This window comes from Ensifer sp. Root142, assembly GCF_001426785.1.
Taxonomy (GTDB): domain Bacteria; phylum Pseudomonadota; class Alphaproteobacteria; order Rhizobiales; family Rhizobiaceae; genus Ensifer; species Ensifer canadensis.
In genome coordinates this window covers 18,264-37,765 of record NZ_LMFK01000016.1, presented here as the reverse complement: position 1 = coordinate 37,765, position 19,502 = coordinate 18,264, and the positions used below count along the sequence as shown (strand labels likewise).

Sequence of the window (19,502 nt, the reverse complement as noted above, 5' to 3'; positions counted from 1 at the left end):
GCGCGCCAAGCAATGACGCCGACGGCTGGGAGCGTGTCGCGGGCGGGTCTTGTGTCTCAATCGGCAATCCGCCAAAGACACTGCAACACTTTGATCTGCTGCAGATAACAAAGGCGAGGACCGCGTGCGAAAACTTCTGATCATCGGCATCGGCTCCGGCAACCCCGAGCATATGACTGTACAGGCGATCAATGCGCTCAACCGCGCCGACGTGCTGTTCATCCCGACCAAGGGTGAGAAAAAGACCGAGCTTGCGGAGGTGCGCCGCGAGATCTGCGCGCGCTACGTCACGCGCGCCGACAGCCGCACGGTCGAATTCGCTGTGCCGGTCCGCCGCACCGAGGGCGTCAGCTATGATGGCAGCGTCGACGACTGGCATGCCCGCATCGCCGAAATCTACGAGCGCCTGATCGATGGCGAACTGACCGAAGACGGAACCGGCGCCTTTCTCGTCTGGGGCGACCCAATGCTCTATGACAGCACCATCCGCATCGTCGAACGGGTGAAGGCGCGTGGCAAGGTCGCGTTCGACTATGACGTTCTTCCCGGCATCACCAGCCTGCAGGCGCTTTGCGCCAGCCACCGCATTCCGCTGAACCTTGTCGGCAAACCGGTCGAGATCACCACCGGGCGCCGCCTGTCCGAAAGTTTTCCGAAGCGCAGCCAGACGTCGGTCGTCATGCTCGATGGCGAGCAGGCATTCCAGCGGATCGACGATCCGGACGCCGAGATCTACTGGGGCGCCTATCTCGGAACGCCAGACGAAATCGTCATCTCCGGCCGCTTGGCCGACGTCAAGGACGAGATCCTGGCGACCCGCGCAAGGGAACGCCAGCGCATGGGGTGGATCATGGATATCTACCTCTTGCGCAAGGGTGCCGATTTCGAGGAATAGCCGCTGTTGTGCCTGCTTTCTCCAGGCTTTTCCCGTCGTCTTTGATCTCTCTCAACGTCGGTGGCTGTGCTATAGCGTCTGGTGAAAAAAAAGCCCAACGAGAGGGCGACCGCTGGGAGCGACCGAGACAAGACTATGAGCAGTTGCGCCGTGCCGACATCGCAAACAATGGATGCCGCCGCCTCTATGCGCCGGGGTGCGTGCCCGTCGCTTGCAGCACCGATGCCGACCGGCGATGGCCTGCTGGTGCGGCTGCGGCCGCTCGACGGCAGCCTGACGCTTTCCCAGTTCTCTGATGTCGCTGAGGCCGCCCGGCAGTTCGGCAATGGCATCCTGGAAATTACCGCGCGCGGCAATCTGCAGGTCCGCAGGCTGACGGCATCGACCGTTCCCGGCCTTGCCCAAGCGATCGGCGAAGCGGCGATCGTGGTCCCCGATGGAGTTGCCATCGAGACGCCACCGCTTGCCGGCATCGATCCGGAAGAGATCATCGACCCACGGATCCTCGCTGCCGTGCTGCGCAAAGAGATCGCCGCACGAGGCGCTGCACTGCGGCTGGCGCCGAAGCTCGCCATCATCGTCGATGGCGGCGGCCGGTTCCACCTCGGCGATACGGTTGCCGATCTCCGTCTGCAGGCTGTCGGGCGCGGCGGGGACGTCTGGTGGAACCTATCGCTTGCGGGAACCGCTGCAACGGCGAAGCCCATTTGCGCGCTTCGAACCGAGGCGGTCGTGCCGATCGTTATCCGGATTCTTGCAGCGCTGACCGACATCGGGCCGGCTGCGCGTGGCCGGGATCTCGAGATCGATGCGGTGCAGATGCTCTGTCCGGTGGGCGCCGACTTTGTCGAGATCGTTCCGGCTCCGATGTCGGTGTCTCCGGTCGTCGGTATCCACGATCTCGGCTCGACTGGTGCTGTCCTTGGCCTTGGGCTCGCCTTCGCCCAAATCGACGCTATCAGCCTCATCGCCCTTCTGCGGCAAGCCGCGGAGCTTGGGGCGCGAGAAATCCGGCTTGCGCCCGGCCACAGTTTCTTCATGCTGGGTCTGGAGCCGGAAGCGGCCGAAATCGTCCAGCGGCTGGCGCTGGCGCAGGGCTTTCGTATTGCAGCGGATGACCCGCGAAACCACATTGCCACCTGCGCCGGCAGCACCGGCTGCGCTTCCGCATGGATGGACACCAAGGCGATGGCGCGGCTATGGGTGGAAACGGCGCCGGATCTGCTCGACGGCTCGCTGACGGTGCACCTCTCCGGTTGCGTCAAGGGCTGCGCCCGTCCGAAGGCGTCGGCGTTGAAGCTGGTGGGTGCGCCATCAGGATATGCGCTTGTCGTAAATGGGGCGGCGAAGGATGGCGCGAATGCCTACACCGATGAAAATGGAATGAAATCCGCGCTGGAACGGCTGGCTGGCCTGGTGCGGGAAAACAAAGACGCTGGCGAATCGGCGCGGTCCTGTCTTACACGGCTGGGTGCCGCGCGCGTCTCGGCTGCGTTCGAACAGGGATAGAAATGCCTGAGTATGATTACATCCGGGATGGCAACGCCATCTATGAGCGTTCCTTCGCCATCATTCGGGCAGAAGCCGACCTTTCCGCCTTCTCCGAGGAGGAAGCCGATCTCGCGGTGCGCATGGTTCATGCCTGCGGCCTCGTCGAGGCGTCGAAGCAATTCGTGTTCTCTCCCGATTTCGTCACCGCTGCCCGCGGCGCCCTGAAGAACGGCGCGCCGATCCTCTGCGACGCCGAGATGGTGGCGCGGGGCGTAACGCGGGCGCGCCTGCCTGCAGGCAACGAGGTGATCTGTACGCTTCGCGATCCGCGCACCGCGGAACTGGCAGCCGAGATCGGCAATACCCGGTCGGCTGCGGCACTGAAGCTCTGGGGTGAGCACATGGCTGGTGCGGTCGTCGCGATCGGCAACGCGCCGACGGCGCTCTTCTATCTGCTCGAAATGCTGCGCGATGGCGCGCCGAAGCCGGCTGCGATCATCGGCATGCCGGTCGGTTTCGTAGGTGCTGCGGAATCGAAGGATGCGCTTGCCGAGAATTCCTATGGCGTGCCCTTCGCCATCGTGCGCGGTCGCCTCGGCGGCAGCGCCATGACGGCTGCAGCACTCAATTCGCTAGCGAGGCCGGGCCTGTGAGCGGGGCAGGCATGGGCCGGTTGATCGGCGTCGGCACAGGCCCCGGCGATCCGGAGCTGCTGACGGTCAAGGCCGTCAAGGCGCTGGGCGAGGCGGATGTGCTTGCCTATTTCGCCAAGGCAGGCCGCAGCGGCAATGGCCGCGCTGTTGTCGAGGGGCTGTTGAAGCCCGGTCTCATCGAATTGCCGCTCTACTATCCCGTGACCACCGAGATCGACAAGGACGACGGCGCCTACAAGAGCCAGATCACCGATTTCTACAACGCTTCTGCTGACGCAGTCGCCAGGCATCTCGAGGTCGGGCGGACCGTTGCGGTGCTGAGCGAGGGCGATCCGCTGTTCTATGGTTCCTACATGCATCTGCATGTGCGGCTTGCCGGGCGCTTCCCGGTCGAAGTCATCCCCGGTATCACCGCCATGTCCGGCTGCTGGTCGCTTGCCGGCTTGCCGCTGGTCCAGGGCGACGACGTCCTGTCGGTCCTGCCGGGCACCATGGCGGAAGGTGAGCTTGGACGACGCCTTGCCGATACCGAGGCCGCCGTCATCATGAAGGTCGGGCGCAACCTGCCGAAAATCCGCCGGGCGCTTGCCGCCTCCGGCCGGCTCGACCAGGCCGTCTATGTCGAGCGTGGCACGATGAAGAACGCGGCGATGACGGCACTTGCCGAAAAGCCCGATGACGAGGCGCCATACTTCTCGCTCGTGCTCGTTCCCGGGTGGAAGGACAGGCCATGACCGGCACGCTCTATGTCGTCGGCACGGGCCCCGGCAATGCCGAGCAGATGACGCCGGAGACGGCGCAGGCGGTCTCAAACGCGCAGGAATTCTTCGGCTACATCCCCTATCTCGATCGCCTCAACCTCAGGCCCGACCAGATGCGCATCGCGTCGGACAATCGCGAGGAGCTTGATCGCGCACAGGCGGCACTGACGCGCGCTGCTGCCGGCGCCAAGGTCTGCATGGTATCGGGCGGCGACCCCGGCGTCTTTGCCATGGCGGCTGCTGTCTGCGAAGCGATTGACAAGGGACCGGCGGAATGGAAGTCCGTCGATCTCGTGGTGACGCCCGGCGTCACCGCGATGCTGGCGGTTGCCGCGCGCATCGGCGCGCCGCTTGGCCATGATTTCTGCGCCATCTCGCTGTCCGACAACCTGAAGCCCTGGGAGGTCATCACCAAGCGGCTGAAGCTCACGGCGGAAGCCGGGCTGGTGATCGCGCTCTACAATCCGATCAGCAAGGCACGGCCCTGGCAGCTCGGCGAGGCCTTCGAAATCCTGCGCGGCGTGCTGCCGGCAACAGTGCCGGTGATCTTCGGTCGCGCCGCCGGCCGGCCGGATGAGCGCATCGCCGTCATGCCGCTCGGCGAGGCCGACGCCAGCCGCGCCGACATGGCGACATGCGTCATCATCGGTTCGTCGGAAACGCGCATCGTTGCGCGCGAAGGCAAGCCGGATCTGGTCTATACGCCGCGTTTCTATGCGGGAGACAGCCATTGATCGATGCGTTCGAGCGCGGCATCGCAGTCGCTCACCGACAGCACGTCGGTGGGCTTGCGGCGCTCGACCATGATCACCGCGATCCCCAGCCTGCGCGCAGCCGCGATCTTTCCATAAGTTGCGGCTCCGCCACTGTTCTTGGCGACGATGACGTCGATGCGATGAGCCCTAAGCAGATCGATCTCGTCCGTTTCGGCAAATGGGCCGGTGGCAAGGATCGCCGTCGCGTCCGGCAGTTTCAGGGGCGGGGTCACCGGGTCGACGCTGCGGATGACGTAGCTGTGCTGCGGCGCAGTCTCGAAATGAAAGGCCTCCTGCCGGCCGATGGCGAGAAAGACACGGCGCGGGGCGTCGCCAAGGGCCACGACCGCCTCCGCAACGGTGCCGACGCCGGTCCAGTTGTCGCCGGCTTCCGCTTGCCACTGCGGGCGCTGCAGGGCGAGCAGGCGCACCCGCGCAGCCTTTACCGCCGCGGCGGCGTTTTGGGAAATCCGGGCGGCGAAGGGGTGTGTCGCGTCGACGACCAGCGCGATCTGTTCGGCGTTGAGGAAGGCTGCGAGCCCCTCGGCGCCGCCAAAACCGCCGATGCGGGTCTTGACTGGCTGCGGGCGCGGATCGGCCGTACGGCCGGCAAGCGAGATCATGGTGTTGTAACGCATGTCACCGGCAAGGCGGGATGCCAGTTCGCGGGCCTCGGTCGTCCCGCCAAGAATGAGAATGCGAGGTTTTTCCATGGCTGAGGTGTCGAACAGCGATCCGGCCATCGTCTCCCCCTGGTTGACCATCATCGGCATAGGCGAGGATGGTGTAGCCGGTCTCGGCGACGAGGCCAAGCGGCTGATTGCCGCTGCGCCGGTCGTCTATGGCGGTGCCCGCCACATGGAGCTGACGCACTCGCTGATAAAGGGCGAGGGCCGCGTCTGGCAAAGCCCGTTCGGCCGCTCGGTCGAGGAGATCGTTGCGCGTCGCGGCAGCCCGGTGGTCGTGCTCGCCTCAGGTGATCCCTTCTTCTTCGGCGTCGGCGCCACGCTTGCGCGCCGCGTCGCCGCGCCTGAGATCCGCACGCTTCCGGCACCGTCCTCCTTCAGCCTTGCCGCCTCACGTCTCGGCTGGGCACTGCAGGAGGCAACGCTCGTTTCGCTGCACGGCCGGCCGATCGATCTAGTGCGGCCACACCTGCAGCCCGGCAACAGGGTGCTCGCTCTGACCTCGGATGGGGCGGGACCGAAGGCGCTCGCCGAGCTGCTCGCAACAAGCGGTTTCGGTCAGTCCAGGCTTACGGTTCTGGAGGCCCTTGGCGGCGCCGGCGAACGCGTGACGACGCAGATTGCCTCGCGCTTCATGCTGGGTCTGGTCCATCCGCTCAACGTCTGCGCCATCGAGGTGGCCGCTGATCAGGGCGGACGGGTGCTGCCGCTTTCGGCCGGGCGCGACGACACGCTGTTCGAACATGACGGCCAGATCACCAAGCGGGAGGTGCGGGCGCTGACCCTTTCGGCGCTGGCGCCGCGCAAGGGCGAGCTGCTCTGGGATATCGGCGCCGGTTCCGGCTCGATCGGCATCGAATGGATGCTGGCCGATCCGGCCATGCGGGCGATCGCCATCGAGGCCTCGCCGGAGCGCGCGGCGCGTGTCGGCCGCAATGCCGAGGCATTCGGCGTGCCCGGCCTTACCGTCGTCGAAGGCAAGGCGCCGGCGGCTCTCTCAGGCCTGTCGCGTCCCGATGCAATCTTTATCGGCGGTGGCGGCAGCGAGCCTGGCGTCATGGACGCAGCCGTTGCGGCGCTTGGCAGCGGCGGCCGGCTTGTCGCCAACGCGGTTACGACGGAAATGGAAGCGGTGCTGCTTCAACGCCACGCGCGGCTCGGCGGATCGCTGATCCGCATCGACATCGCCCGCGCCTCGCCGGTCGGCGGCATGACGGGATGGCGCCCGGCGATGCCGGTGACGCAATGGTCCTGGACCAAGGCCTAGAGCATGTCGCGCAAAAGTGTACCGCGGTTTTGCGACAACGGCACGCGAAAGAACATTCGCGCAAAAGGGCGGAGCGTTTTACGTCCGACTTGCGCAATTATGAGATGGCGTGGATCCACGATGCTGTGTGCAAAGGGGACGCTCCAAAACATTCGGAGAGACACATGACGGTACACTTCATCGGCGCCGGTCCGGGAGCGGCGGACCTGATCACGGTTCGCGGCCGCGATCTGATCGGGCGCTGCCCGGTCTGCCTTTATGCCGGCTCGATCGTCTCGCCGGAACTGCTGCAATATTGTCCGCCCGGCGCCCGCATCGTCGATACCGCGCCGATGTCGCTCGACGAGATCGAGGCGGAATATGTGCGCGCGGCGGAAGTCGGCGAGGATGTCGCCCGGCTTCATTCCGGGGACCTCTCGGTCTGGAGCGCGGTTGCCGAGCAGATCCGCCGGCTGGAAAAGCACGGCATCGGCTATACCATGACCCCCGGCGTGCCGGCCTTTGCCGCCGCGGCCGCGACGCTCGGTCGCGAGCTGACCATTCCGGCGGTCGCCCAGAGCCTGGTGCTGACGCGGGTTTCCGGTCGTGCCTCGCCGATGCCAAACACCGAGACGCTTGCCGGCTTCGGCGCCACCGGCTCGACCCTTGCCATCCATCTCGCCATCCATGCGCTCGACCAGGTCGTTGCGGAACTGACACCGCTCTATGGCGCCGAATGCCCGGTGGCGATCGTCGTCAAGGCGTCGTGGCCGGATGAACGGGTGGTGCGTGGCACGCTTGGCACCATCGCCGCCAAGGTGGCCGAGGAGCCGATCGAGCGCACCGCGCTGATCTTCGTCGGTCTGGGACTGGAAGCGTCGGATTTCCGCGAAAGCTCGCTCTACGATCCCGCCTATCAGCGCCGCTTCCGCGGGCGCGAGTAGGCCTACTCTGCGCTCTCTTCGGGCAGCGGCTTCTGTTTCAACGGAACGCCGCGGCGTTGCTCGACGCGGTCGCGATAAAGTGCTGCCTGGCCGAGCAGCATCAGCGTCACCGGCGTGGTCATGATGACGAAGACGATGATCAGCACTTCGTGGAACACCCAGCGGCTCTGCAGCACGGCAAAACAGATGATCGAGGCGGTGCAGATGAGGATGACGCCGCCGCTGGTGGCAAGGGTCGGCGCATGCAGGCGGGTGTAGAAATCCGGCAACCTCAGCAGGCCGAGCGAGCCGATCAGCGCAATCGCCGCGCCGAGAAGAACGAGCCCGCAGACGACAATGGCGGCCCAGGTCGGAAGGTCGGTCAGATGGCTCATTCGATCAACTCCCCGCGCATCAGGAACTTGCCGAAGGCGATCGACGAGACGAAGCCGATCAGCGCGACGATCAGCGCCGATTCGAAATAAAGGCTGTTGGCGGTGCGGATGCCGAAGGATAGCAGCATCAGCATGGCGTTGATGTAGAGCGTATCGAGGCCGAGGATGCGATCCTGCGCCCGCGGTCCCTTGACCATGCGGTAGAGCGCGAAGGCCATGGCAAGCCCGATCATGATCTGCGCGATCAGGATCGACCAGATGATTGCAAGCTCAGTCATCCGAACATCTCCTTCAAACCTGCCTCATAGCGCTTCACCGTCTGCAGCCAGATCTCCTCGTTTTCCATGTCGAGCACGTGGAAGAGCAGCGACTTCCGGCGGCGGTCGTATTCGAGCCACGCGGTGCCCGGCGTCGCCGTCATGATGCAGGCGAGCAGAGCAAGCGCGTTTTCGTCTTCGAGATCGAGGTCGACCGTCAGGAAGCCCGAGTTCGGCGCCCGCCGTCCGGCGCGCAGGATCACTAGCATGACGGCAATGTTGGAGCGGATGACGTCGACGACGACGCTGGCGCCGAAGCGCAGCGTGCGCAGGATCCGGCGCGGATGCGAGTGGGCGGGATTGAGCTTCAGCGTCACCCAGCCGAGCGCGACGCTCAATATCGTGCCCATGACGATCGTGCCGGGGGCGACCGACTGGTTGAGAAGCAGCCAGATGATGAGCAGGCCGACAGACAGCAGCGGGTAGGGGAACCAGGTGCGCATCGGTTACTGCCCTCCCGCACGTGGCGCCCTGAGGACGCGCTGGGTGTAGCCCGACGGGTCGAGCAGGGAATCGGCCGTTGCCTGCATGTAGTGCATCGTCGGCCCGGCCTGCAGGCTCAGGAAGATGCAGGCGCCGAGCAGCACGACGACGGGGGCAATCTCGATGACGAAGACGCGCGGCACGGTGTTTTCGATCGAGGCCCAGAAGGTGCGGATGCCGACGCGGTTCATGGCGATCATGGCGGAGAGGCCGGACAGGATCAGCAATGTGACGTAAGTCCAGTCGGCGGCAGAAATCGCCGGCGCGGCCTCGGGGCCGGAAAGGCCGAAGAGGCCGCTCAGGATCGCGAATTTGGCGACGAAACCCGAGAGCGGCGGCAGGCCGGCGAGCAGCAGCGCGCAGAGGCAGAAGCAGAGGCCGAGCACGGCCATGGTGCCGGGAATGGCGGCACCCGCTTCATCGACTTCCTCGTCCTCGTCGGCATCGCCATAGGCTTCCATCGTCACCGCCAGAACGTCGGCGCCGGCATCGCGGCCGCGCTCCACCAGTTCGATCAACAGGAAGAAGGCCGAGATCGTCAGCGTCGAACTGACGAGGTAGAACAGTGCACCGGCAATCATGCTGGAATGCCCGAGGCCGATCGCCGCCATCAGCGTGCCCGAAGAGACGAGCACCGAATAGGCGGCAAGCCGGGCCATCGCCTGCGAGGCGAGTACGCCGATGGCGCCGAAGGCGATGGTCAGCATGCCGCCGACCACCAGCAGAGTCTGGCCGAAGCCGGCGGACACCCCGGCATTGGCGCCAAAGACGAGCAGCGACAGCCGCAGGATGACGTAGATGCCGACTTTGGTCAGCACCGCAAAGACGGCCGCAACCGGTGGCGTTGCCGCCGAATAGGCGGTGGGCAACCAGAAGCTCAACGGCCACATGCCGGCCTTGACCAGAAAGGCGACGCCGAGCACGCCGGCGCCAACTTCGACCATCTGGCGGTTCTCTGGCGAGATGGTCGCAAGCTTGACCGCGAGGTCGGCCATGTTGAGCGTGCCGGTCGCGCCATAGATCAGGCTGACACCGATCAGGAACAGCGACGAGGCGGCAAGGTTGATCGCGACATAATGCAGGCCGGCCTTGACGCGCAGCGGGCCCGAGCCGTGCAGCAGCAGGCCGTAGGAGGCCGCGAGCATGATTTCGAAGAAGACGAAGAGATTGAACAGATCCCCCGTCAGGAAGGCACCGTTGAGCCCGGCGATCAGCAGCTGGAACAGCGAGTGGAAGTGATGGCCGGCGGTGTGCCAGCGGGCGATCGAATAGACCTGGGCGGCGAGCGCCAGGCCGCTCGTCAGGCAGAGCATCAGCGCGGAGAGCCGGTCGAGCACCAGTACGATGCCGAACGGCGCCGGCCAGTTGCCGAGCTGGTAGACGCTTGTGCCCGCAAGAAAGCCTTCCGTCGAGGCGCTAGCGCGCATCAGCACCATCGAGAGCACGAAGAGGGCGAGCGTCGAGACGAAGCCCATCACGCCCTTGGCCATGCGGTTGCGCTCGTCGATCGGGATCATCGCCGCGCCGACCATCAGCGGCAAGAGGATCGGCAGGATCATCAGGTGGTGCAGCCAATCAGTCACTGCGCTGCTCCCTTCCATCGACATGGTCGGTGCCGGTGAAGCCGCGCGAGGCGAGCAGTACGACGAGGAAGAGCGCCGTCATGGCAAAGCCGATGACGATCGCGGTCAGCACCAGCGCCTGCGGCACAGGATCGGTGTAGCGCGAGAGATCGCCGACGCCGCCGGGCTCGAGAATGGGGGGCGCATTCACGCGCAGCCGACCCATGCTGAAGATGAAGAGATTGACGGCATAGGAGAGCAGCGACAGGCCGATGATCACCTGGTAGGTGCGTGGGCGGAGCAGGAGATAGACGCCCGAGGCGGTGAGGACGCCGATGGCGGCAGACAGGATGATCTCCATTACTTCGCCTCCTTTCCGGCGCGAAGGACGGCACGGGCATGGGCACGCGGAGCGCGGATCGACTGGTGCGCAAGCGCGATCAGGATGAGCACGGTTGCCCCGACCACCAGCGAGAAGACGCCGAGGTCGAAGAGGATTGCGCTTGCCAGCGGGAATTTGCCGACGATCGGCAGGGTGACATATTGCGCGTGCGAGGTCAGGAACGGATAGCCGAACAGCCACGAACCGATGCCGGTTGCCGCCGCGACGATGATGCCGATACTCATCCAGCGCAGCGGGTGGATGCGCAGCCGCTCCTCGACCCAGCGGGTGCCGCCCGACATGTATTGCAGGATGAAGCCGATCGACATGGCGATGCCGGCCGCAAAGCCGCCGCCCGGCAGGTCGTGGCCGCGCAGGAAGAGATAGGCGGCCAGCATGCCGCTGACCGGGAACATCCAGCGCATGATGACAGATGGAACGAACAGATATTCGGCGACGCTGTCGCCCTTTGCGCGATCGGGATGATCGTCGTCGAAGGCATTTTGGACCTGCTGCTGTACCGGCGCCTCAAGGCTGTCTGCCTGAGGACGGAAGCGCAGCAACAGTGCAAAGACGGTCAGGGCCACGATCGCCAGCACGGCGATTTCGCCGAGCGTGTCGAAGCCGCGGAAGTCGACGAGGATGACGTTGACGACATTGGTGCCGCCGCCTTCCTTGTGGGCACGCTCGAGGAAATAGCTGGCGATGGTTTCGGGCATTGGGCGGGTCATCACGGTGTAGGCGATCAGCGCCACGCCGCCGCCTGCGACAATGGCCAGCAGAAAGTCGCGCAGGCGCCGCAGACGGACGCGCAGCGACAGCAATTCTGATTCCTGCGTGTCCTCGATGCGCTTGGGCAGCCAGCGCAGGCCGAGCAGGATCAGCACAGTCGTGACGATCTCGACGAGGAGCTGGGTAACCGCAAGATCGGGGGCCGACAGCCAGACGAAGGTGATGCAGGTGACGAGACCGGCGCCGCCGAGAAGCACGAGTGCCGCCAGCCGGTGGAACTTTGCCTGGTAGGCGGCCCCAACCGCGCAGGCGATGCCGATCGCCCAGAGCAGGGCGAAGGCCGGATCGATGCCGCGCACCAGAAGCGGCGGCAGTTCGAAATGATTGAGCAGCAGCGGCAGGGCGCCGGCGACGATCGCGACGAAGACCAGGAACCGCATCTGCGGCTGCAGTCGGCGCGTGCCGAGCCTCTGTTCGAGCCAGCGCGCCCACTTCCACGACAGGGTCACCAGTACCCGCTCGAAGATGCGCTGGCCGTGCAGCAGGCGGAAGACCGGCGGCCCTTCGGTGCTGGTCGCCAGATAGTTCCCCATCAGGAAATAGAGGCCGATGCCACCGAGAAGCGCCACGAAGCTCATTATCAGCGGCAGGTTCCAGCCGTGCCAGACCGAAAGGTTGTACTGCGGGGTGCTGGCACCGAGGATAGACACGACGGCTGTGTGCAGGAACGGGCCGATGGTGATGGCCGGGATAATGCCGACGACGAGGCAGGCCAGCACCAGGAACTCGATCGGCGCCCGCATCCAGCGCGGCGGCTCATGCGGGATCTTGGGCAGATCGCTCGGCGTCGGGCCGAAGAAGACGCTGTGGATGAAGCGCAGCGAATAGGTCACCGCGAACATGCCGGCGAGCGTGGCGACATAGGGCGTCATCGTATCGAGCAAATTGGCCTGGTGCGTCTCGATCGCTTCGGCGAAGAACATTTCCTTGGAGATGAAACCGTTCAACAGCGGCACGCCGGCCATCGCGGCGCTGGCGACCATGGCGAGCATTGCGGTTCCCGGCATGTAGCGTATGAGCCCGCCGAGCTTGCGCATGTCGCGCGTTCCGGTCTCATGGTCGATGATGCCGGCCGCCATGAACAGTGATGCCTTGAAGGTCGCGTGATTGACGATGTGGAAGACGGCGGCGACCGCCGCGAGCGGACTTCCGAGGCTGAGCAGCACCGTGATCAGGCCCAGGTGGCTGATGGTCGAATAGGCCAGAAGCCCCTTCAGATCCTGCTGGAAGATGGCGAAGTAAGCGCCGAGCAGTAGTGTCGTCAGGCCGGCGAGCCCGACGATCCAGAACCAGGCCTCGGTGCCGGCCATCACAGGCCAGAACCGGACGAGCAGGAACACGCCTGCCTTCACCATCGTCGCCGAATGCAGATAGGCGGAGACGGGGGTTGGTGCTGCCATCGCGTGCGGCAGCCAGAAATGGAACGGGAACTGCGCGCTCTTGGTCAAGGCCCCGAGCAGGATCAGGACCAGCATCGTGACATAGAGTGGGTGGTTGCGGATCGTATCGCCGGAGGCAAGCACGACGTCGAGGTCGTAGCTGCCGACGACGCGGCCCATGATCAAAAGCCCGACAAGCATGCAGAGCCCGCCCATGCCGGTCATCGTCAGCGCCATGCGCGCACCGTCGCGGGCGTGGGCATTGTGGTGCCAATAGCCGATCAGCAGGAAGGAGACGATGCTCGTCAGCTCCCAGAAGACCGCAAGCAGGATCAGATTGCCGGAGAGAACGACGCCCAGCATCGACCCCATGAAGGCGAGAAACAGGGCAAAGAAGCGCGGTACCGGATCCTCTGCCGCCATGTAGTAGCGGGCGTAGAGCACGACGAGCACGCCGATTGCGGTCACCAGCACCGTGAACAACCAGGCAAAGCCGTCCATTCTCAAGGTGAAGTTGAGGCCGAGCTCGGGCATCCAGGCAAGTTCATAGCGAAGAACGCCGCCGGAGGTGACGAAGGGGTAGAGGCAAACCGCAACGAGGAAGCAGAGCAGCGCGATCGCGCCTGCGAACCAGGCCGTTGCGCCGCGTTGATCGGACGGAAAGAAGATTGCAATGAGGCTCCCCGCAAACGGGGCTAGGATGAAGACAGAAAGCAATTTCCCCGCGTATTCGATCGTATCGTTCCCTTCTCTTGGGCATATTGGAGATTGGGTGCCGAAGCCCCTCAAGGACCATCGCTGACGCAACGGTCGCAGACGACGCCGTCATGGTCCGCATAGCGGTAACAGCCGTATGTTTTTATGACGATTTTCCCGGGGGCTGCCAAGCCTCGATGGCGGGAAAAATGTGAGATCGCGTCATTTTTGGCCAGCTCGCGCGCGCGCCGAACTGTCGCAGCCGACCGAAGGTGGCGTCAGGCGGCCTGCCACCTACGCTCGAAAACAAAGGTCGCAAGATCGTTGGCGCTCATCGGCCGGGCAAAGGCATAGCCCTGAAGGCCGTGGCAGCCGAGCTCCTGCAGAATGCGGGCGTGCTCGAGCGTTTCGACGCCCTCGGCGATCACCTCGATGCCGAGCGAGGTGCCGATATCGATGATCGATTCGACGAGGCGCCTTTCGGCCGGCGAGTTCAGGATCGGCAAAATCAGCTGGCGATCGATTTTCAGGCGCCGCGGGGTCAGCTTCAGCAGGCTGAGGATGGAGGCATAGCCGGTGCCGAAATCGTCGATCTCGATATCGATGCCGAGTTCCTTGATCCGGCGAATGTTGGACAGCACCGTGACGTCGCTCTCGTCGAAGGAGATCGATTCCAGCAACTCGAAGGACAGGCGGCCGCGCGGGATCTGCAGCTGTTCGAGACGGCCGATCAGCCCCTCGTCGTGCAGGCGGGCATAGGAGAGGTTGACCGAGATCTTCGGGATGTGGATGCCATTGGCCTCCCAGCGATAGATCTGGAACAGCGCCTGCTCCAGGATCGCCTGGTCGATGGAGGCGACGACGTTGATGTCTTCGGCGGTCTTGAGAAAGGTGTGGGGACCCAGCAATCCCTTGGTCGGGTGGTCCCAACGTGCAAGCGCCTCGACGCCGATGACCTCAAGCGTGTTCGGGCAGAACTGCGGCTGGAAATGCGCGATGAATTCCTTGTGTTCCAGACCGCGAAGGATCTCGTCGGCGGTCTGCTTGGTCTTGAACACGGCAGTCTTCAGGTCGCCGGTGAAGGTCTCGTGCCGATTGCGGCCGCGGCGCTTGGCCTCGTAAAGGGCGATGTCGGCATTGACGAGGATCTGCGCCAGGTCGTCGGTCGGCTTGGTCTGCGCCGCGATGCCGATGCTGACGCCAATGCGGCATTCCTGGTCCTTGTAGCGAACCGGAACGCTCATTACCTCGATGATGCATGACGCCAGCCGGGCGTCGGGCTCGGCGCTGTCCTCCGGGCGGACGAGGACGAATTCGTCGCCGCCGATGCGAGCGACAAAGTCCTTCTCCTTGGCGTTGGTGCGCAGCAGTTCGGCTGCATGCCGCAGGATTTCGTCACCGGCCGCATGCCCCAGCGTGTCGTTGATCTGTTTGAAGCGATCGAGATCCATATGAAAGATGCTGAGCCTTGCCTCCGCTTCGAAGTGATGGCTTCTGTCTGCGAGTACCTGGTCGAGGAAGCGCCGGTTCGGCAGGCCGGTCAGCGGATCGTGCAGGGCATTGAACTCCATGCGGTAGCGCGCGGCCTCCAGTTCGGCGCTGTGCGCCTCGGCCTGGCGCTTGGCTTCCGACAGGGTTGCGCGGGTCTTGATGTCGGCGGTCACGTCCCAGTTGACGCCGACGATCTTCTTGCGCCCATCGGCGCCGTCATAGGTCGAGCCGATGGCGCGGATATGCCGGATGGTGTCATCCGGTAGCCGGATTCGAAACTCGGAATTGTAGGCGCTGCCCGCCGCAAGGGCTTCGGCGAACTCCTCTTCCGCGCGGTCAATGTCGTCGGGATGCAAGGTCGTCTTCCAGTCGTCATAGGCCTTGCGCACCGATCCGGTCTTTCCGTAGAGCTCCTTCATCCGCTCGTCCCAGAGCAGCTTGCCGCTGGCGATGTCGAGTTCCCAGATGCCGATCTGCGAGCTGTCGAGCGCGATCTTCAGGCGGTGCGACAGTTCCTGCAATTGCGCCTTGCTGTGCCTGAGGGCGCGAATATTGTTCTGCCGCTCGCTCATCAGCCGGCCCGTCAGCAGCATCGGCAGGATGATCATCAGGCCGCCGGCAACGATCAGCGCGCGGATGAACCAGGCATTGCGGGGCGTGTGCGGCCAGCCGCCTTTGGGAACGGCGGCGATGTGCCAGGAGCCGCCGGGAAGCAGGACGGTCATATCAACCGGCGCCTGACCAAAAACCTTGGGGTCGCCGAAGAAGGCCGTTCCACTGCTGCCCGTCCCGTCGCGGCCGGTCATCGCGATATCAATGCCCAGCTTGGAAGAGAGGAGACCGCTGTCATTGTAGAGACGATCGACATCGATGACGGCAGAGACGATGCCCCAGAAGCGATTGCTGCCTCCGCCGGCATCGATCGATACCGGGAAGCGGCCAATCAGTCCGCGCCCGCCCTGCACGAGATCCACCGGGCCGGCGAGAACCATCTTGCCGGTGTCCCTTACCTTCATGACGGCGGCGCGCTGGGCATCGTTCTTGCGGTAATCGAGCCCGATCGCCCTTTCATTGCCCTGCAAGGGATAGGCCATGCGCACGATGAGGTTCGGCGCCGCGGCGATGCTGCGCAGCTGCGAGCGCTCTGTAAAGATGCTGCGCGAAAGAGCTGCAAAACGCTCCTGGTCCATACCCGGTTCGGTCACGATGGTGCCGATCAGGCCCCGTACGAGCTGGATATTGCCGTTGATGCTGGCCTCGAGTTTGGAGCGGATCGGGTTGAGCTCGTCGGCGACTTGAGATCGCATGCGGGCTTCGGAGACCACCTGGTTCTGATTGTCCGCAAGAATGCCGGCCGCGAGAACAACGAAAGAGGCGATGATCGCGGGAAGGTAGTTCGGCGTCAGAACTCTGGAAAGTTTCTTCTTCCCGAGGTGGAAGATATGTCTGGCAAGCACAAGATCACCCCGGCGGTGTGCGAATGATACGAAACGACCGGGATGATCCCAAATTGGTATTAACAATTGTGTTTTAGTTCCGGCTTTTATGCTTGCCGGGAGGTCATTTTGCCGTCTTCCGCTCGGGCAGTTTCTTGCGCTTGGTTTCCGCAAGTTCTTCAAGCTCGCTTTCGGTCATGGATTTTTCCATTTCGCGTGACGCGCCCTTGAGTTCGGATTTCTTCATGTCTCCGCGTTTGGCGGCAAGGGCTGCACCGGCCGCCTTTTGCTGTGCCTTGGATTTTGCAGGCATGTCGCATCTCCTTGCGTGCGTTCGAATAGCTCAAACGCCGATCGATCGCGCCGGTTCCGCGCTTTACAGCGCCGTGCGTCAAATAAGACGCGCGAAGGACGCTGTAACGCTTTAAATTTGCTGCATAATTTTATCCTTAAACCGGATCCGATTTAAGGAATTATGCAGTCGATCACGATCTGCCATCGATCATCGCCTGCAAGGTCTCCAGCCGGTCGGCCTCATGCGGGAGCTTGTCCTGACGCAGCCGTGCAATACGGGGAAAGCGCATGGCAACGCCCGACTTGTGCCGGGTCGACCGGTTCAGCCCCTCGAAGGCGACCTCGACGACGAAGCCGAAATCGGGTTCGGCCCGCACGGCCCGGACCGGGCCGAAGCGCTCGATGGTATTATCCCGGACGAAGCGGTCGAGAATTTCCAGTTCGGCATCGGTAAAGCCGAAATAGGCCTTGCCCACCGGCACCAGCGTTTCCGTGCCGTCGATCTTAGTCCAGACGCCGAAGGTGAAATCGGAATAGTAGCTGGAGCGCTTGCCGTGGCCGCGCTGCGCATACATCAGCACCGCATCGACGTTAAAGGGCGCGCGCTTCCATTTGAACCAGGGACCCTTGGCGCGGCCGGCGGTATAGGGCGAATCCAGCCGCTTCAGCATGATGCCTTCGATGACGGGATCGGGCGGATCGGATCGGAGCTGGTCGAGTTCCTCCCAGGAGGAAAACGGCACGAGCGGGGACAGGTCGAAATGCTGCGGCGAGGCCCGTTCGACAAGGTCGCTCAATATCGCCCGTCGTGCCAGGAAACCCTCCGCCCGAACGTCGGTTTCGCCCGCAAAGAGCACGTCGTAGGCGCGGATGAAGGCGGGGTATTCGTCCAGCATCTTGCGGCTGACGGACTTGCGGTTCAGCCGTTGCTGCAGGTCAGAAAAGGTCCGGGTGGCACGGTTGGTGCGGGCGGTGCCTCCGACCAGCAGTTCGCCGTCGATGATGCCGGAAAAGTCGGCCGCCTCCAGCACATCAGGGAAGGCACCGGAGATTTCGTCGCCGCTGCGCGAGTAGAGCCGTGTGGTCCCACCGATATTGGCGAGCTGCACGCGGATGCCGTCCCACTTCCATTCGGCGGCAAAATCCTTCGGGTCGAGCCCGTCGAGGTCGCCTTCGCCGACAGGAGTGGCAAGCATCACCGAATGGAAGACGGCGGGCGTCGAAAGCACCGGCCTTTCCGCCTCTCCCGCCAGCCATTGGAAGAGCGGCAGATAGGGCGGAGCGAGCCCGTGCCAGAGAGTTTCGATTTCGCTGACGTCCTTTCCACCCATCTCGGCCAGAGCCTGCTTTGCGAGCTTGGCGGAGACGCCGATGCGCAGGCCGCCGGTCACGAGTTTCAGGAAGGCGAAGCGCGCCGATGTGTCGAGCCGGTCGAGCATGTCGCGAACGACACTGCGCACATTGGCGCGGCCGGTCGCCTGCAGCTTTTCGATCGCGTCGCCGAGCGGAATGTCGTCGGGCACCACGCCTGCAGGCGGCTCCCAGACCAGCGACACGGTCTCGGCAAGGTCACCGACATAATCGTAGGAATAGCGGAACAGCACCTCGTCCATGCGTTCGAGCAGAAGGTCACGGATCATCGTCGGCTTGACGGTTGCAAGCGAGAGCGTGCCGGCGATCGCGGCGAGCGCATAGCCGCGGCTCGGATCAGATGTAGTGCGGAAATAATCCGCCAGCAGCCGGATCTTGGCGTTGCGCTGCGGGGTGAGCACGAGGCGGTCGAGCAGTTCGGCGAAGGCCTTCATCGCTCACTCTCCCTCGTCGTCATAGCCGACGAGATGCAGCGGTCGCGCGGCGATGCCTTCGAGCTCGCACCAGCGCACCAGCGCCTCCTCGCGGCCATGGGTAACCCAGACTTCCGCCGGGCCGATCTCACGGATCGTTTGCGTCAGTTCTGGCCAGTCGCAGTGGTCGGAGATCACCAGCGGCAGCTCGACGCCGCGCTGCTTGGCCCGTTGCCGGATCATCATCCAGCCTGAAGCGAAGATCGCCAGGGGATCGACGAAGCGCCGCGCCCAGCGGTCGGCGAAGGCTGCGGGCGGGCCGATGACGACGGTGCCGGAAAAATCCTGCTTCTCGTCGGCGGCAAGCGTCGCCGGGCGGATTTCACCGAGATCTATGCCTTCGCCACGATAATAATCACAGAGCTTCTGCAAGGCGCCGTGGATGTAGATCGGCTGGTCGTAGCCCTGCTCGCGCAGAAGGGCGATCACCCTCTGCGCCTTGCCGAGCGCATAGGCGCCGACCACATGGGTGCGCTCGGGAAACTGCTTCAGCGACGTCAGCAGCTTCTGCATCTCGGTGCGGTCGTCCGGGTGGTGGAAGACCGGCAGGCCGAAGGTGGCCTCGGTGATGAAGACGTCGCATGGAACCGGTTCGAACGACAGGCAGGTCGGGTCGCGGCGTCGTTTGTAATCGCCCGAGACGACGATGCGCGTGCCCTTCGCCATCACCGAAATCTGCGCCGAGCCGAGCACATGGCCTGCGGGGTGAAAACGCACCTCGACGCCGTTGACGACCATCGTCTCGCCCAGGGCAACGGCCTGGCTCGTGCCGCAGAAACCGTCGCCATAGCGGATGCGCATGATATCGAGCGTTTCGCGGGTGGCGAGCACCTGACCGTGGCCGGCGCGAGCGTGGTCGGAATGGCCATGGGTGATCAGGGCGCGATCGACCGGCTGCACCGGGTCGATGTAGAAATCCCCGATCTCACAATAGAGACCTTTCGGGGCTGGATAGAGCAGGGCGTCCGGTTTCATGGCCATAAAGATAGCCGGCGAACGCATGTCCGCCAGCTATCGCAGC

At 64.2% G+C, this 19,502-nt stretch carries 18 protein-coding genes; 7 read left to right on the top strand and 11 right to left on the bottom strand.

Going from position 1 to position 19,502, the window contains the following annotated elements; genetic code table 11:
• Positions 1-124 precede the first annotated feature (124 nt).
• The 5 genes from cobF to ASD52_RS18495 all read left to right on the top strand — a co-directional run bounded on the left by cobF (position 125) and on the right by ASD52_RS18495 (position 4,534).
• A complete protein-coding gene (gene cobF, locus ASD52_RS18515) occupies positions 125-895 on the top strand; it encodes a precorrin-6A synthase (deacetylating) (protein ID WP_025424937.1) in 771 nt (256 codons plus the stop codon).
• Between the two features lie 135 nt (positions 896-1,030).
• The gene (gene cobG / locus ASD52_RS18510; RefSeq protein ID WP_057225138.1) at positions 1,031-2,404 is read left to right on the top strand and encodes a precorrin-3B synthase; all 1,374 of its coding nucleotides are present in this window, start codon (positions 1,031-1,033) and stop codon (positions 2,402-2,404) included.
• A 2-nt stretch (positions 2,405-2,406) separates the two neighbouring features.
• The gene (locus ASD52_RS18505) at positions 2,407-3,039 is read left to right on the top strand and encodes a precorrin-8X methylmutase (protein WP_025424935.1); all 633 of its coding nucleotides are present in this window, start codon (positions 2,407-2,409) and stop codon (positions 3,037-3,039) included.
• On the top strand, positions 3,036-3,773 hold the full coding sequence (locus ASD52_RS18500; protein WP_025424934.1) for a precorrin-2 C(20)-methyltransferase: 738 nt from the start codon (positions 3,036-3,038) through the stop codon (positions 3,771-3,773). Before ASD52_RS18505 ends, ASD52_RS18500 begins: the two co-directional genes overlap by 4 nt.
• On the top strand, positions 3,770-4,534 hold the full coding sequence (locus tag ASD52_RS18495) for a precorrin-3B C(17)-methyltransferase (RefSeq protein ID WP_025424933.1): 765 nt from the start codon (positions 3,770-3,772) through the stop codon (positions 4,532-4,534). The genes ASD52_RS18500 and ASD52_RS18495 overlap by 4 nt, the downstream gene beginning before the upstream one ends.
• Here the strand turns inward: ASD52_RS18495 and ASD52_RS18490 are convergent.
• Entirely contained in the window at positions 4,513-5,298 is a 786-nt protein-coding gene (locus ASD52_RS18490) for a cobalt-precorrin-6A reductase (protein WP_038576517.1), read from the bottom strand. The two genes, ASD52_RS18495 and ASD52_RS18490, sit on opposite strands and share 22 nt — an antisense overlap.
• Here ASD52_RS18490 and cbiE point away from each other — a divergent pair.
• Together cbiE and cobM are read left to right on the top strand one after the other, a co-directional pair.
• A complete protein-coding gene (gene cbiE / locus ASD52_RS18485) occupies positions 5,267-6,508 on the top strand; it encodes a precorrin-6y C5,15-methyltransferase (decarboxylating) subunit CbiE (RefSeq protein WP_107028392.1) in 1,242 nt (413 codons plus the stop codon). The two genes, ASD52_RS18490 and cbiE, sit on opposite strands and share 32 nt — an antisense overlap.
• Positions 6,509-6,672: 164 nt before the next feature.
• Complete coding sequence (cobM, locus tag ASD52_RS18480; RefSeq protein ID WP_025424931.1) at positions 6,673-7,431, top strand: precorrin-4 C(11)-methyltransferase; 759 nt, start codon at positions 6,673-6,675, stop codon at positions 7,429-7,431.
• A 2-nt stretch (positions 7,432-7,433) separates the two neighbouring features.
• On the opposite strand, the gene mnhG is transcribed toward cobM, so the two are convergent.
• The 10 genes from mnhG to ASD52_RS18430 form a co-directional block, all read right to left on the bottom strand.
• Positions 7,434-7,805 (bottom strand): monovalent cation/H(+) antiporter subunit G, encoded by a 372-nt coding sequence (mnhG, locus tag ASD52_RS18475; protein WP_025424930.1) that lies wholly within the window; start codon positions 7,803-7,805, stop codon positions 7,434-7,436.
• A complete protein-coding gene (locus ASD52_RS18470) occupies positions 7,802-8,083 on the bottom strand; it encodes a K+/H+ antiporter subunit F (protein WP_025424929.1) in 282 nt (93 codons plus the stop codon). The genes mnhG and ASD52_RS18470 overlap by 4 nt, the downstream gene beginning before the upstream one ends.
• Positions 8,080-8,565, bottom strand: a complete 486-nt coding sequence (locus ASD52_RS18465) for a Na+/H+ antiporter subunit E (protein WP_025424928.1) — start codon at positions 8,563-8,565, stop codon at positions 8,080-8,082. Before ASD52_RS18465 ends, ASD52_RS18470 begins: the two co-directional genes overlap by 4 nt.
• Before the next feature lie 3 nt (positions 8,566-8,568).
• On the bottom strand, positions 8,569-10,212 hold the full coding sequence (locus ASD52_RS18460) for a monovalent cation/H+ antiporter subunit D (protein WP_025424927.1): 1,644 nt from the start codon (positions 10,210-10,212) through the stop codon (positions 8,569-8,571).
• Entirely contained in the window at positions 10,181-10,528 is a 348-nt protein-coding gene (locus ASD52_RS18455; RefSeq protein ID WP_025428214.1) for a Na+/H+ antiporter subunit C, read from the bottom strand. The genes ASD52_RS18460 and ASD52_RS18455 overlap by 32 nt, the downstream gene beginning before the upstream one ends.
• Positions 10,528-13,455 (bottom strand): monovalent cation/H+ antiporter subunit A, encoded by a 2,928-nt coding sequence (locus tag ASD52_RS18450; protein WP_337797751.1) that lies wholly within the window; start codon positions 13,453-13,455, stop codon positions 10,528-10,530. The genes ASD52_RS18455 and ASD52_RS18450 overlap by 1 nt, the downstream gene beginning before the upstream one ends.
• Before the next feature lie 239 nt (positions 13,456-13,694).
• Positions 13,695-16,364, bottom strand: a complete 2,670-nt coding sequence (locus ASD52_RS18445; RefSeq protein WP_244497482.1) for an EAL domain-containing protein — start codon at positions 16,362-16,364, stop codon at positions 13,695-13,697.
• A gap of 103 nt (positions 16,365-16,467) precedes the next feature.
• Positions 16,468-16,656, bottom strand: coding sequence for a DUF3008 family protein (locus ASD52_RS18440; protein WP_025424924.1), 189 nt, complete (start codon positions 16,654-16,656; stop codon positions 16,468-16,470).
• 172 nt (positions 16,657-16,828) lie between these two features.
• Complete coding sequence (locus ASD52_RS18435; RefSeq protein ID WP_057225136.1) at positions 16,829-18,442, bottom strand: cisplatin damage response ATP-dependent DNA ligase; 1,614 nt, start codon at positions 18,440-18,442, stop codon at positions 16,829-16,831.
• Between the two features lie 3 nt (positions 18,443-18,445).
• Complete coding sequence (locus tag ASD52_RS18430) at positions 18,446-19,456, bottom strand: ligase-associated DNA damage response exonuclease (protein ID WP_038576510.1); 1,011 nt, start codon at positions 19,454-19,456, stop codon at positions 18,446-18,448.
• Positions 19,457-19,502 lie beyond the last annotated feature (46 nt).

What these genes read in the sequence shown, in the direction of transcription:
- ASD52_RS18490 (WP_038576517.1), bottom strand. Translation starts at nt 5,298, where the DNA reads ATGGCCGGATCGCTGTTCGACACCTCAGCCATGGAAAAACCTCGCATT.
- ASD52_RS18460 (WP_025424927.1), bottom strand. Translation starts at nt 10,212, where the DNA reads ATGTCGATGGAAGGGAGCAGCGCAGTGACTGATTGGCTGCACCACCTG.
- cbiE (WP_107028392.1), top strand. Translation starts at nt 5,267, where the DNA reads ATGGCTGAGGTGTCGAACAGCGATCCGGCCATCGTCTCCCCCTGGTTG.
- ASD52_RS18435 (WP_057225136.1), bottom strand. Translation starts at nt 18,442, where the DNA reads ATGAAGGCCTTCGCCGAACTGCTCGACCGCCTCGTGCTCACCCCGCAG.
- ASD52_RS18440 (WP_025424924.1), bottom strand. Translation starts at nt 16,656, where the DNA reads ATGCCTGCAAAATCCAAGGCACAGCAAAAGGCGGCCGGTGCAGCCCTT.
- mnhG (WP_025424930.1), bottom strand. Translation starts at nt 7,805, where the DNA reads ATGAGCCATCTGACCGACCTTCCGACCTGGGCCGCCATTGTCGTCTGC.
- ASD52_RS18495 (WP_025424933.1), top strand. Translation starts at nt 3,770, where the DNA reads ATGACCGGCACGCTCTATGTCGTCGGCACGGGCCCCGGCAATGCCGAG.
- ASD52_RS18465 (WP_025424928.1), bottom strand. Translation starts at nt 8,565, where the DNA reads ATGCGCACCTGGTTCCCCTACCCGCTGCTGTCTGTCGGCCTGCTCATC.
- ASD52_RS18455 (WP_025428214.1), bottom strand. Translation starts at nt 10,528, where the DNA reads ATGGAGATCATCCTGTCTGCCGCCATCGGCGTCCTCACCGCCTCGGGC.
- cobM (WP_025424931.1), top strand. Translation starts at nt 6,673, where the DNA reads ATGACGGTACACTTCATCGGCGCCGGTCCGGGAGCGGCGGACCTGATC.
- cobG (WP_057225138.1), top strand. Translation starts at nt 1,031, where the DNA reads ATGAGCAGTTGCGCCGTGCCGACATCGCAAACAATGGATGCCGCCGCC.
- ASD52_RS18470 (WP_025424929.1), bottom strand. Translation starts at nt 8,083, where the DNA reads ATGACTGAGCTTGCAATCATCTGGTCGATCCTGATCGCGCAGATCATG.
- ASD52_RS18430 (WP_038576510.1), bottom strand. Translation starts at nt 19,456, where the DNA reads ATGAAACCGGACGCCCTGCTCTATCCAGCCCCGAAAGGTCTCTATTGT.
- ASD52_RS18505 (WP_025424935.1), top strand. Translation starts at nt 2,407, where the DNA reads ATGCCTGAGTATGATTACATCCGGGATGGCAACGCCATCTATGAGCGT.